This window comes from Carnobacterium sp. 1290_CSPC (genome assembly GCF_001053265.1).
GTDB classification, from domain to species: Bacteria; Bacillota; Bacilli; order Lactobacillales; family Aerococcaceae; genus Aerococcus; species Aerococcus urinaeequi.
In genome coordinates this window covers 1-13,324 of sequence record NZ_JVVG01000007.1, presented here as the reverse complement: position 1 = coordinate 13,324, position 13,324 = coordinate 1, and the positions used below count along the sequence as shown (strand labels likewise).

At 39.5% G+C, this 13,324-nt stretch carries 14 protein-coding genes; 6 read left to right on the top strand and 8 right to left on the bottom strand.

Features of this window, described 5'->3' with window-relative positions:
* Positions 1–80 precede the first annotated feature (80 nt).
* Positions 81–653: a TIGR00730 family Rossman fold protein gene (locus AC973_RS00620; protein ID WP_048725920.1), complete on the bottom strand. Its 573-nt coding sequence runs from the start codon at positions 651–653 to the stop codon at positions 81–83.
* Positions 654–817: 164 nt separating this feature from the next.
* Between AC973_RS00620 and AC973_RS00615 the strand changes: the two genes are divergently transcribed.
* Positions 818–1,393 (top strand): rhodanese-like domain-containing protein, encoded by a 576-nt coding sequence (locus AC973_RS00615; protein ID WP_048725918.1) that lies wholly within the window; start codon positions 818–820, stop codon positions 1,391–1,393.
* A gap of 215 nt (positions 1,394–1,608) precedes the next feature.
* A complete protein-coding gene (locus AC973_RS00610; RefSeq protein WP_048725915.1) occupies positions 1,609–2,490 on the top strand; it encodes a polysaccharide deacetylase family protein in 882 nt (293 codons plus the stop codon).
* Positions 2,491–2,735: 245 nt separating this feature from the next.
* Here AC973_RS00610 and rlmD read toward each other — a convergent pair whose 3' ends face one another.
* From rlmD to lacD, 7 genes are all read right to left on the bottom strand, one after another.
* Complete coding sequence (gene rlmD / locus AC973_RS00605) at positions 2,736–4,145, bottom strand: 23S rRNA (uracil(1939)-C(5))-methyltransferase RlmD (RefSeq protein WP_048725913.1); 1,410 nt, start codon at positions 4,143–4,145, stop codon at positions 2,736–2,738.
* Between the two features lie 112 nt (positions 4,146–4,257).
* Entirely contained in the window at positions 4,258–4,749 is a 492-nt protein-coding gene (locus AC973_RS00600) for a DUF1456 family protein (protein WP_048725910.1), read from the bottom strand.
* 36 nt (positions 4,750–4,785) lie between these two features.
* Entirely contained in the window at positions 4,786–5,370 is a 585-nt protein-coding gene (locus AC973_RS00595) for a sugar O-acetyltransferase (protein ID WP_048725907.1), read from the bottom strand.
* A 333-nt stretch (positions 5,371–5,703) separates the two neighbouring features.
* Entirely contained in the window at positions 5,704–7,125 is a 1,422-nt protein-coding gene (gene lacG, locus AC973_RS00590) for a 6-phospho-beta-galactosidase (protein WP_048725904.1), read from the bottom strand.
* A 25-nt stretch (positions 7,126–7,150) separates the two neighbouring features.
* Positions 7,151–8,860: a lactose-specific PTS transporter subunit EIIC gene (locus AC973_RS00585; RefSeq protein WP_048725922.1), complete on the bottom strand. Its 1,710-nt coding sequence runs from the start codon at positions 8,858–8,860 to the stop codon at positions 7,151–7,153.
* Positions 8,861–8,864: 4 nt separating this feature from the next.
* Positions 8,865–9,182: a PTS lactose/cellobiose transporter subunit IIA gene (locus AC973_RS00580; RefSeq protein WP_048725901.1), complete on the bottom strand. Its 318-nt coding sequence runs from the start codon at positions 9,180–9,182 to the stop codon at positions 8,865–8,867.
* 24 nt (positions 9,183–9,206) lie between these two features.
* Positions 9,207–10,214, bottom strand: coding sequence for a tagatose-bisphosphate aldolase (gene lacD, locus AC973_RS00575; protein ID WP_048725898.1), 1,008 nt, complete (start codon positions 10,212–10,214; stop codon positions 9,207–9,209).
* Between the two features lie 211 nt (positions 10,215–10,425).
* Here lacD and lacA point away from each other — a divergent pair, with 211 nt between their 5' ends.
* The 4 genes from lacA to AC973_RS00555 all read left to right on the top strand — a co-directional run bounded on the left by lacA (position 10,426) and on the right by AC973_RS00555 (position 13,255).
* Entirely contained in the window at positions 10,426–10,854 is a 429-nt protein-coding gene (gene lacA, locus AC973_RS00570; protein ID WP_048725896.1) for a galactose-6-phosphate isomerase subunit LacA, read from the top strand.
* Between the two features lie 24 nt (positions 10,855–10,878).
* Complete coding sequence (gene lacB, locus AC973_RS00565) at positions 10,879–11,391, top strand: galactose-6-phosphate isomerase subunit LacB (protein ID WP_016897234.1); 513 nt, start codon at positions 10,879–10,881, stop codon at positions 11,389–11,391.
* A gap of 11 nt (positions 11,392–11,402) precedes the next feature.
* Complete coding sequence (lacC, locus tag AC973_RS00560) at positions 11,403–12,335, top strand: tagatose-6-phosphate kinase (protein ID WP_048725891.1); 933 nt, start codon at positions 11,403–11,405, stop codon at positions 12,333–12,335.
* Between the two features lie 164 nt (positions 12,336–12,499).
* Positions 12,500–13,255 (top strand): DeoR/GlpR family DNA-binding transcription regulator, encoded by a 756-nt coding sequence (locus AC973_RS00555; protein ID WP_048725888.1) that lies wholly within the window; start codon positions 12,500–12,502, stop codon positions 13,253–13,255.
* Positions 13,256–13,324 lie beyond the last annotated feature (69 nt).

Genomic DNA, 13,324 nt, shown 5'->3' with positions numbered 1-13,324 from the left:
AAAACCCCTTATGAAGTATTTTTTAATGAATCGTTGCACTTAATCTGACAATTGAAGATACATTTATTTCGACTTTATATCTATTTCCATTTCGCTTCTGCTGTCGGTTCATAAGCAGCCATTTTCTCTAACAAGACTTCCGGATCGCTTTCAACCAACAACATATCTCGGTATTGTTGATGCATAAACCCATGGTCGACTTGGAAATCCAAAAAGTCTAACAAGCCGTCATAGTAGTTATTCACATTCAAAATCCCGATTGGTTTGTCGTGGTAGCCAACCTGCTTCCAGGAAATCACTTCAAACAACTCTTCCATGGTCCCTGGACCACCCGGCAAGGCAATAAACCCGTCAGACAAATCAATCATCTGTGCCTTCCGTTCGTGCATCCCTTGGACAACAAACAATTTAGTCAGGTCAGGATGTTGAATATTGTTATCCGCCAACTTCTGTGGCACAACCCCCATCACATCGCCGCCAAAAGCCAAAGCCCCGTTCGCTACAGCAGCCATACAGCCCACATTTGACCCACCATAAACCAAAGTTCGCCCAGATTTAGCAATCAACTCGCCGACCTTTGTCGCCATCTCTTCATAAACTGGGTCATCTCCAGTAGCCGACCCCAAATATACCGCAACACTTTCAAGTTCCATGCACAACACCCCTTCTTTCCCAATATTTTAGCCAAACCATCATCATCTGACAAGTACCTCCCCCTGAAAAAGGGCGAAACGCATCTTGCTGGCATTCTCTATCAAGCATCCACATTGACCCACCCCACGCGTCCTGTCATAATGTAAATAGAAGAGGTGGTTATATGACAACAACATTAAATAAAATCGTATACGAAAACTTACAAGACGAAGTAGTGGTGGATATCCGTGACAATACAACCTTCCGCCAAGGTCACTTGCCGAATAGTTTGAACGTCACAGCCAAGCAAAAAGACAAATACTGGGATGGCTTGGTCAAAAACAAAGAAAACATTGTCATCCTTACAGATAAGGAAGATTCGCTCGCTGACTTTGAAGACCTAGATCCAAACGCTTATATTCTTTTTGAAGATATTCCGCAAGAAGTACTGGTTACAAGTGCAGAAATCACAGCGGCAGATTTCTTACAATTATCTGATGACAATGACTATATTTTATTAGACTTACGTCATCCAGATGAAATTACCCGCCCAGCACCAGAGAAAAACTTGGTCAATATACCACTAGAAAAGCTAGCCGATAACTTAGAAAAAATTGATAGCGACAAAGATATTTACCTACTATGTGGATCAGGCGGCCGTGCCACAGCAGGCGACGCCTACTTAACAGCACATGGCTACAACAAAACACATGTCATCGAAGGCGGCATCAAAGCAGTCATTCAAGCCCAAGAGGAATAATTGTTTTAGCTGTATTTTATTTTAGTTTGCTATGTTGCTTTACTGAGGAGAATCTCCACTAATATTATTAAAAAGATAGTGATTGCCAAGTCAGCGGTCACTATTTTTTCATTTGCGTGATTGTTTTTCTGAAATTTGAATGGTTTTTTCCGTAATCTCTTATATATTAGTGTATGATAGATATATATATTATACGTTATAGGGAGGAATAGGACATGTTGAAAAGAATACCCGTTCTATTATTAACAGGTTTGCTTTTAGCTAGTTGTGCTGGAAATGAACAAGAAAATGGCGATGGGTCCCAAGAACAAGCTACTACTAGTGAATCTTCAGAGGCTAGCAATATTAAAGGTGGTGAGGATGGGGAAAGCATTGACCAAGATGAGGATACTAATGAAGAAACAGATAATCAAGTAGCTAACTACTATATCGATCCAGAGACCTCAAGTGTATTGCCGGCTAATGAGGGTGCGAATCCTAATGTTGTACTCGCCACTGTTGATGATGTACCTAGAAAGTTACCCGAAACACCAACGTCGTCAGTAGAGGAAGCACAAGCTATGGCCAATCGCGGTATTTACGGGATTTTCTTCGTCAACGGTATGTACTTACAAGGTGAAGATGGCGAAGAAGGCCGGCAAGCATTAAAAGAGATTGCCGACATGGGTCATGTGATTGGTAACCACACGCTTACGCATTATAGTCTTGACCAAGTACCTGACGAAGAAACCTTGCGTCACGAAATTATTGGTAACCAAGATATTATTGAAGAAGTTATTGGTTATCGCCCACAATTCTTCCGTCCACCACACGGTATTGAAATCCCAGAATTAGAGGGGATTTTAGAAGAAGAAAACATGGTGGCGATGACCTGGTCGTATGGTTTTGATTGGGACGAAAACTATTCAGACCCAGCAACGCTAGCAGATGTCATGGTGAACACTGAATTCTTATCCCCAGGCGCTAATTTATTAATGCACGACTTAACTTGGACCAACGAAGCTATGCCGACCATACTAGACGGTATCCAAGCCAAAGGTTACGAATTTGTTGACGCCCGTGACATCGCCACACGAGACGAAATGGCTGACTTATAATCCAACCACTTGATTTTAAAAACATTTATACACGCAAAAAGATAGTGTCTGTTTAAGTTAACATTCACTATCTTTTTATATTGGTTATTAATTTGACTACATTGAGAAATTACTCATCATAATTAGCATATATTTACATTCTGTAACTATTAAATGTATTCGTGGACTACCTTAAAGCCACCGGCTTATCTATTAATCATCAAAAGTTACTAAATAGAGTTGAAACCAGAGGCTTCATGTTTTAATTAATCTTTTATTTCTTTCTTCTTTAATAACACGATGTTTTCTAAATGTGCAGTGTGAGGGAATTGGTCGATTGGTTGCACTTCTACAACTTCGTAGCCAAAGTCGAGTAACCAAACGAGGTCGGCTGCTAAACTTTTCGGTCCGCATGACACGTAGACAATGCGGTCGGTGCCGAATCGACCGATGGCACGCATGACTTTACCGCCCGCCCCGTTACGTGGTGGATCTAATAATAGTAGGTCTGGTTGTCCCCAAACATCCGGTAAAACCCGCAATCCTGCTCTGGCATCTGAGGTCATAAAGAAGGTATTATCTAGGTTATTATCCGCGGCGTTTCGTTTGGCTGAGTTGATTGAGTTCTCTACGATTTCAATCCCTGCCAGTGATTTTGAAGCGGCTGCTAATGGTAGTGAAAAAGTCCCGATACCACAGAATAGGTCTAAAACTTTCATATCCTCTTCGACCTGAGCCATGGCAATCGCTGTTTCTACCATCTTATTGGCTTGGACAGGATTTACTTGGAAGAAAGTATCTGGCCAAATACGGAATTTAAAGCCTTGTAGCTCGTCGTTGATATAGTCACGACCGTGAATGAGGTAGACGTCATTGTCATACGACCGTTCGGTACCCCCATTTTTCTTCAACCATTGGAAGGAAACGATCCGTGGTTGCGCGTTCAGAAGGCGTTGGGTAAGGTCTTCGATGGCTTCAGTATAAGCATCCGGTGCTTCTAAAGCGTAAATGGCGACCATGATTTCCCCTGTTGCAAATGATTGACGCATCAATAGGTTGCATAGCAAACCTTCTTTGGTATCTTTATCCAAGCCTGGGAATTGGTAGTCTTTTTGCCATTTAGAGACAACTTTTTTAATGGCAATCATCTCTTCTGGGGCTAGGATGGAGTCTTCTAAGTCGATAACTTTGCGGTAATTTCCTTGTTGGTGCATACCTAAAGCCCCATCTACGCCAAAAGTTAATTCCATCTTATTGCGGTATCGGTAAGGATTGTCCATGCCGATGATGGGTTTGACTAGGTTAGTATCAAAGCCAGCTTCTGCTAAATAACCCTTAATTAGATTTTCTTTGTGGGCTAGCTGGTCTTCGTATTTCATAAATTGTAAGGGCGCGCCGGCAGCCATTTCTCGGTCTACTGGCATATCCAAATTCCGCATGGGACTTGGTTCCAGCAATTCGTCAAATGATAGACTGGCTTTATGACGTCCTTTGGCATTGGGCACAGTCACGCGGACTTTGTCGCCCGGGACGACATTATCGATAAATAGTAGTAAATGTTTTCCGTGGGGGCCTTTTTCTGACGGATGGATATAGCGCACAAAACCCACGCCTGTATGGTCCAGTTTCTCAACTGTCACTTCAAGAACTTCTGTTGGATATAGATCTTTCTTCAATGTTTCACACCTCTTCTGGCAATTGTCAAGAAATTATAACAGTTTATACGAAAAAAGACTAGGTTTCCCCAGCCTGATTTCTACTATTATCTACTATATATGTGACAGTAATTTATTCCCCGCGGTAGCGCATTTTTAACCCATTTAGGAAGTTACGTGCGTACCGGTCGCCACATGGTTTGTAGTTGCGGTGGCCTTCTTTACGTAAGACGGCACCTAATTCACTTTTGGTTAAACGGCCGCCAGCATCTTCCATGATTTCATGCAAATCTTCTGTGGTCAATGACAAGGCAATCTTCATTTTCTTCAATAATAGATTGTTGGCATTGTCGTCAGTTAACTCTAGCTTTGGTTCTGGTGCCCCTTCACGTACGCCACGTTGGGAAGTGATAATCCCATTTAAAAATCGTTCAAAGTGTTCATTGTCTAAGACTTCTTCATACTCACGCTCATACTCGTCTTCACTAGTAGGCGTTGAAGTAGTGAAGGCACGCACTTGATCAGCTGTGACACTTGCCCCACCCATGTCGAAAATTTTTACAACATCTTCGTCTTTGATATCTAAAGCATAACGCAAGCGCGTTAGTCGGTCATTATTATTCATTTTATCTCAACCTCTCTCAATAACTATTATAGCAGATTAACCGTCACGGTGGGCATCTGCTTCAGTAATTTCACGGATTGGCTTACAAGGGTTACCGAATGCAATCATGTTGGCTGGGATATCTTTTGTGACTACTGAACCGCCACCAATGACAGCCCCGTCCCCAATCGTTACACCGGGCATGACTTTCACACCACCACCAAACCAGACGTTATTGCCGACTGTGATGGGTTTGGCGTACTCTAAACCTTTATTGCGACGGTCTGCATCTAGCGGGTGTCCGGCTGTATAAAAGCCGCAGTCTGGGGCAACAAAGACATCATCTCCGAATGTGACTTTAGCCCCGTCAAGGATAACTAAATTGTGGTTGGCATAAAAGTTTTTCCCGATTTCAATGTTGAACCCATAATCACAATAAAATGGCCCTGCAATTTCAAATCTATCGCCCGTTTTGCCTAGTAACTGGCGGATAATGTCTTGTCGCTTTACTTTTTCACTAGGCCGTGCATGATTAAAGTCATAACATAATTCCTTGGCATCCGCTCTGGCGTCAATTAATTCTTGGTCGTAGTTGGCGTCATAAATCAGCCCAGCTAACATCTTGTCTTTTTCACTTGTCATCGATTGAAACTCCTTATATCATTAACCTATTTCTTAATCTTAGTATAACAAAATCTATTTATAACCAGAAATAACTATCTTAAACATTTACAAATTTATCTAGATTGAATAAAGCTTTTAATATATTGGTCTCGTTAAAAAATTTAAGTTCCAAGTCTCATATTAAAAAGGCCGGAACTAAGTCCCGACCTTTTATGTTAACTTAATTCTTTTTATGATGAAATTTATTTACAATTATTGGTGCAAGGTTACTAGTAAAATTTGTAGTTTTTAAGATAAAATTACAAAATAACCATCTAAAGTATATCACCTTAGATGGTTAACTAATTCCTATTATCCTATATCGTTCGAGCTTAGATCCCTATTCTCATTCAATTGTTTCCACCAGTAGGCACTCTTCTTCGGATATCTTTCTTGCGTATCAAAATCTACATAAAATAGACCGTATCGCTTATTATAGCCGTTTGACCATGAGAATACATCCATTAATGACCAAACAAAGTAACCGGCTACATTGACACCAGCATCAATTGCCTCTGTACAAGCTATTAAATGCTTTCTGATGTAATCAATTCGAGGCGTATCATCGATTAACTCTGTATTGAAGTCGTCCTTATACCCCATCCCATTTTCAGTTACATAAATCTTCTTATAGTTTGGATACTCTTTTGCCACGCGAATCATTTGATCTCTTAGGCCATCTGGATAAATTAACCAATCCCAATCATTTCTAGGGATGTCCATATCAAACATTTGCTCACCAACGCCATGTAACGCGAAAACTGACGTGCCTTTCTCCCCAGTACCATTATGGTGGATATCATTATCACCATCATAAGCTCTCACAAAATTACTTTGATAGTAATTAATACCTAGGAAGTCATTTAAATCTTTCGCTGCATCAAGATGCGCTAAGTCTTCTTCTGTAATATGAATTTCACCATTATTTGCTAGTAGTATTTCATTTACAGCATCCATCACTTCTTCGGTATAGTAACCTTTATAGGTAGCATCTAGTAAAAACTTATTCGCAAGTACATCATACAAGAATGCTGCATGCTCATTTTCTTTTTTACCTTCATAAGGATACTTCGTTTCTAATGAATGAATAATTCCAATCTCACCATCATACTGGTTGTCCTTAAATAATTTAATGGCTTTTGCATGGGCAACCATCATATTATGTTGTCCTTGCAAAGTTTTTGAGAAATCATAAGTAATTGCTGGTGGGAATTTTCCTACTAAATATTGCCCACTAGTTACAGGCCAAATCTCATTAAAGGTAATCCAATATTTTACTTCCTCTTGATATTCGTTAAAGCAAAATTCTGCATATCTGACAAAACTTTCAATTGTATGCGGATTTAAGAAATCTCCTTGACTATGTAAGGCATCCGGTGTATCGAAATGATGTAGTGTAACATAAGGCTCAACCCCTTGAGCACGAGCTTCTTTAAACAAATCATGGTAAAATTGTACACCAGCTGGATTAGCTTCCACATCGTCTCCATTAGGGAAGATACGCGACCATGCGATAGATATACGAATAGCATCAACACCAAATTCGTGTGACAATTTTAAATCTATCGGATATTTGTTATAAAAATCACTCGCAGGATCGGCTTTAAATCGACCTTGTTTTTCCAAATAATCATCCCAGGCCACCTTACCTTTCCCGTCCACTGACGTTGCACCTTCTGCTTGATAAGCAGCTGTTGCGCCACCCAATAAAAATTTTTTAGGTAAATTCATCATAAACTCCTTTGCTTAACTTTAACTATTATGCTTCTTTTAATACGGAATCAACAAATTCTAATGCGGCTTTTGGATCGCGCGTTAATGATATGTATTCTTTCCCTCTTGTTTTGACTAACTTCACATTTAATCTATCAGCATCTTCTTTAATATCATCATAGTTAGAAACGACTTGAGGTGCCAATATGATTAAATCATAGTTCCCCATAATCTCTTGGTGAGCACCATAAGCCCCTGCACCTGCTACTACTGGAACATCATATTCCTTAGCCCCCTTGTTTAGGGCGTTGGCTAATAGCCCACTGGTTCCTGCACCGGCACATAAGACCAAGACAGATACTTCATCTTTGATATGACTACCAGTTGAAACTTGACCGTCATTTTCTCCGACTTCAGTTGCATCAGCTTTGGTTTCTGCTTGTTCTTCAATAATTTCATCTTCGTTACTTAATTCTTTTTCTAAAATTTGTTTGTCATAAACTTTAAAGAATGGGTAGTAAATAATCGCATCTACTGCAATCAGTAGAGCCACTACAACAAATGATAAAGGTGCAATTCCTGTCCCTAATACGATACCTATAGGTCCTGGTGTTGGCCAAGGTAGGAAATAAGAGAATCCATTCATTCCAAAAACTTCTACAAAGAATTTAAAAATCCAGACATTTAAAATAGGTGCTAAAACAAAAGGTACAAAGAATACTGGATTCAATACCAATGGTCCACCAAATAGGATTGGCTCATTCACACCAAAAGAGGTTGGGATAAATGACGCTTTCCCCACTGCTTTATTTTGTTTTGATTTACCAAACCACATAAATAAGTAAGGCACGACAAACGTTGCACCTGTACCCCCTAATGTTGCAACAAAGTACTGTAAGCCCGGTGTAATAATGTTAGCAGCATGCTCACCACCTTGGATTAATGCTAGGTTTGCATCCATATTCAAGAAGGCAATTGCAGTAATGGCTGGTTCTACAATTGATGGTCCATGAATACCAATAAACCAGAAGAATCCTATAGCACCGTAAATAATGGCGATCCCCACATAACCATCGGCTGCAGTAAACAAGGGTTGAAACATTTGAATTATGGCTTGTGCAAAACTTACGCCTGTAAAAGCACGAATCGCAATGTCAATACCATACGCGATGACCACTGCAATAGCAAATGGGATAACGTCCGTAAATGCTTGTGAGATATTTGGTGGTACTTCCTCTGGCATTCGAATGGCTATGTCATTTTTCATACAGAAATTATAGACAATCACGGTAATAAAGGCTGCTACAAAGGCTGCTAATAGCCCTGTTGTGCCGAGATAACCAGATGAGAATCCTGCAACAACTGCATCCCCTTCACCCTGTGCAATTTCAGTTGATGAAAGGAATAGGAAGACAACAATCGCTGCAATCATGGTGGAAACCCGATTTAACTGCTTGGTTGCCGGCAAGCGTCTATTATAGGAATCTGTTAGCGCCCTTGCTGTTGTTGCTGAAACGAGTAGCCCTAAAATCCCCATTGAGAATGTATATGGTTTTACAATGAAGGCAACAACTTCATCACTCCAGTAGAATCCCCACACATTAGGCACATAAGCAATCAGCATAAAGATACTTGAGAATAAGACGACAGGCATGGCTGATATAAACCCATCTTTAATCGCCCTTAAGTAAATATTTCTAGATAGTTTCTCGAAGAATGGCTTCATCTTCTCAATCTGAGAAATCATTTTGTCCATCATTTTAGTCACCTACTCTACGGTAAAGTTCGATAAAATCAGTTACAATCTCTTTTAACAACAAGGTCGTCATTAAGTGGTCTTGACCGTGGACCATAATGAAACCTAACTCAATATTCTCACCACTCGCTTCTTTAGATAGCATATTTGTTTGGGCATTATGGGCATCCACTAAACTTTCGTTGGCTTCACCAACCAATCGTTCAGCTTCGTCAAATTCGCCGTTTCGCGCTTTGGATAAAGCTTCCACCAAAATTGACCGTGCCTCACCAGCATATGCGACAATTTCAAAACCTATCATAGTTGCTTCTTCTTTATTCATCACTGCTACCTCCGTTAATTGATCTTATTTACTTGTGGCTAAATTACTGGAAATTTTACTTTCCCAAGACACTGCTGTCTCGTTTAATGTCTGATTTAATTCTTCAATATTGGCCACACCTTGTGTGCTCAACCATTCGCGGGCTGCAGCTTCTCCTTCATTAGCAAAAACGGCAACCGACTCTTTCCAAGTAGCCCGGCCACATAAAACCCCATTAAAGTCTGCGCCAGCCTCTTTGGCGAATACTAAGGTATCTCTAAATAATTGTGAACTTACTCCTGCACTTAAGTAGATATATGGCAATTCTGTCGCTTCGTCTTGCGCTTTAAAGTAACCTTTTGCTTCTTCAGCAGTGTATACTGGCTCATCATCAGTAAAGCCTTCAACAAAGTTCATATTTACAGGCACTTCCACTTTTAAGACATCTACATCATATCTATCCTTAGAGAATTCTTTCATAGCTTCTAAAACTTTTCTTGGTTTCACTTCTGCATATTCTTTCGATTTTGCATCTTCAATATCTTTGTCATAAGTTAAGATCTCTAAGAAGTAAGGAATTTCTTCTGCCTTACATTCAGAACCAATACGTTCTACAAAGGCTTTTTTTTGTTCATTAATTTCAGTATCTTCATCTGCATCATAATATAGAAGGAATTTAACAGCATCTGCCCCTTCATCTTTAATTCGTCTAGCAGACCAAATTGGTAATAAGTCTGGTAAGCGACCTGGTTCTGAAGCGTCATAACCTGTTTCTTCATAAGCTAATAACAAACCTGCAGAAGGCGCTTTCACTTTTGCCGCTGGTAAACCATATTCAGGGTCTAATAAGATAGACGAAGCGTATGGTGTCAACTCTTCAGAAATAGCTTCTTTGAATGTTTCAACCGCCTTTTGAATATCATCTGTTTCTCCTGCTTGAGCGATCATTTTCTTCAATGACCCCCGTTGATCAATAGCTAGCGCGGAAATAAATCCTTCTTTAGTAGATAATTGTTTTAATTTATTTAGTTTACCTTCTGATACGAATTTCATAATATCCTCCTTGTAACTGATTGTTAATTTATGTTGTTTTATGTTTCTATTTGTTTAATTAGATATTATAACGCTTTAACCTTCTAGTCAAGCCCTTATCGAATTTTTTTGTTTGTTTTTCGATTTATTTTGATTGTTATTGTTGAAGTTTGTTTATTTATGTTCTACAATGTGTTTGTAAATATAAAAATTAAACTTTGGAGGTTATATTATGAAAGTGTATCTTGGTGCTGACAAGGACGGAATGCAATTAAAAGAAGTCATTAAACAATACTTACAAACAAACAAGATTGATTATGAAGATCTATCAGAAACACCTAGCGTGGATTTTGTAGAATCTACCACTAAGGTAGCCCAAAAAATTCTAGCGGATGACAATGCACGCGGGATTTTATTTGATCGCTATGGTGCAGGTTCATACATTTCAGCCACAAAAATCAAAGGCATTATTGCCGCCGAAGTTTCTGATGAGCGGTCTGCTTATATGACAAGAGAACACAATAATTCAAAAATCATTACATTAGGTGAACAAATTGTGGGGCACGAACTAGCAGAGAACATTGTGGATGCATTTCTATCTGCCGATTATGACGGTGGTCGTCACCAAATCCGTGTAGATATGTTAAACGCTATGTGCTAAGAGAATAGAATCGGAGGTAAAATTATGAAAATTGCAATTGGTTGTGACCATATCGTGACAGATATAAAAATTCGCGTATCAGATTACTTAGTAGAACAAGGTTATGAGGTGGTTGATGTAGGTACCCATAATCACGTGAGAACCCACTACCCTATCTTTGGGCGTAAAGTTGGTGAGGCAGTAACAAATGGTGAAGCTGATCTTGGTGTCGTCATTTGTGGTACTGGTGTTGGGATTTCAAACGCCGTCAACAAAGTGCCAGGCGTTCGTGCAGCTTTGGTAAGAGATATGACAACTGCTCAATACTCTAAGCGAGAATTAAACGCCAACGTTATCGCCTTCGGTGGGATGATTACTGGTGAATTATTAATGGAAGATATCATTTCTGCCTTTATCCAAGAGGAATATCAACCTTCTGAGGAAAATAAAACTCTAATCAACAAAATTACCCACCTTGAATCAAGCAATCATTCAGACAACCCTGACTTATTCACTGAATACCTTGAAAAATGGGACCGTGGCGAATACCACGATTAAGCGGTGATTATATGATTTTGACTGTAACCTTAAACCCTTCCGTTGATATCTCATACACCATCCCCGACCTGCGATTAGACACAACAAATAGAACTGACCAAGTGGGTAAGACAGCTGGTGGCAAGGGGATTAACGTGACTAGGGTCATTCATGATTTAAATAAAGCCGTCACCGCCACTGGTTTTATCGGTGGACATTTAGGTGGAGGCATTGTCTCGGAATTAAATAAAAACGGTATCAAAACAGATTTCTTATCTATCGAAGGTGAAACCAGAAATTGTATTGCCATCTTACATGATGGCCAACAAACCGAAGTATTAGAATCAGGTCCTACCATCACCGATTATGAAAATGCGGCCTTCTTAACCCACTTCAAACAAGCTGTTGGCTACGCTGATGTCATTACGATTTCCGGGTCTTTACCCAAAGGGTTAGAAGAAGATTACTATGTAAAACTGATTCAAATCGCCAACAATTTAGACAAGAAAACCGTGCTTGATACGTCCAAATCTAACCTTTCAAATGTACTAGAAAATTCATTTAAACCTACTGTAATCAAACCCAATATTGAGGAATTGTCCGATTTATTAGGTCAAAAAGTGAGTGCAGATCCAGCCGATTTAAAAGCTGTCTTAGCTGATGAATTATTTTCGGGGATTGAGTGGATTGTCGTGTCTTTAGGAGGCGACGGGGCTTTTGCTAAACATAACAACCGCTTTTATAAGGTAAATATACCAACCATTCCTGTTGTAAATCCTGTTGGTTCTGGTGATGCAACAGTTGCAGGGATTGCAGTGGCCTTAGAGGATAATTTAGATGATATTCACCTACTTAAACAAGCCATGACAACTGGTATGCTAAATACTATGGAGAGTATCACGGGCCATATCGATATCAATCATTTTGATGATTTATTTGATCGCGTGACTATAATCGAATATTAATTCATTTTGTGCTCTTTTCAAGTATACTATGTATTTGAGAAGAGCATTATTTCGTTATATGATATATATACGACCTATTTTCTATGACGATGCTATTGAAGCACTTGCTAATAATAATTGAAAAATACCTATTGCACATTACCGGAAATGAGGTGAACTCAACAATGTTAAAAAAGAAGAGACATGAACTTATCTTAGATTTACTTAAACGTAACGGCACCGTATCCGTAACTGATATCGTCGACAAGTTAAATGTATCAGATATGACTGTGCGACGAGACTTAACAGAACTAGAAGAAAGTGGTTCATTAAGACGGGTTCATGGGGGAGCAATTTCACTAGGGGAATATCCAAAAGAAGAACTATCTCATGACGCTAAGAAAGTCATTAATATTAGCGAGAAAAACCGTATCGCTGAAAAAGCGATTGAGCTAATTAATGACGGTGACATCATCTACATGGGCCCTGGTACCACCATGGAAATCATGGCTCAAAAGATGGAACGGCAAGATTACGAGGTATACACCAACTGCTTACCCGTCTTCAATACCCTGGCTGATAAAGACATCAATGTCTACCTACTAGGGGGTAAAATTAAGAAGAATACCCAAGCTTTTAATGGCTATATCACCCTTGCTGTACTGGAAAACCTAAAATTCCACAAGGCCTTCTTTTCTGCCAATGGGGTCACCAATAACAGCATTATGACTGCCACTCTTGAAGAAGGAAAGACGCAGGAACTGGCTCTGAATAATTCAACTGAGAAGTACCTACTGCTAGACGCCTCTAAAGTTGGTAAAGAGGACTTCTTCACTTACTATTCTTTAAACGACGTGACTGCCGTAGTCATTAATAATGATGAAGACCATCGGTATGAACGCATCATTAATCATTCTAATATTCTACTAGTTTCTGACTAAGAAAAAATCTCGGTTCTATAATAAATAGTGTTGGTGAGATTCAATTGAGTCTCATCGGCACTATTTTTG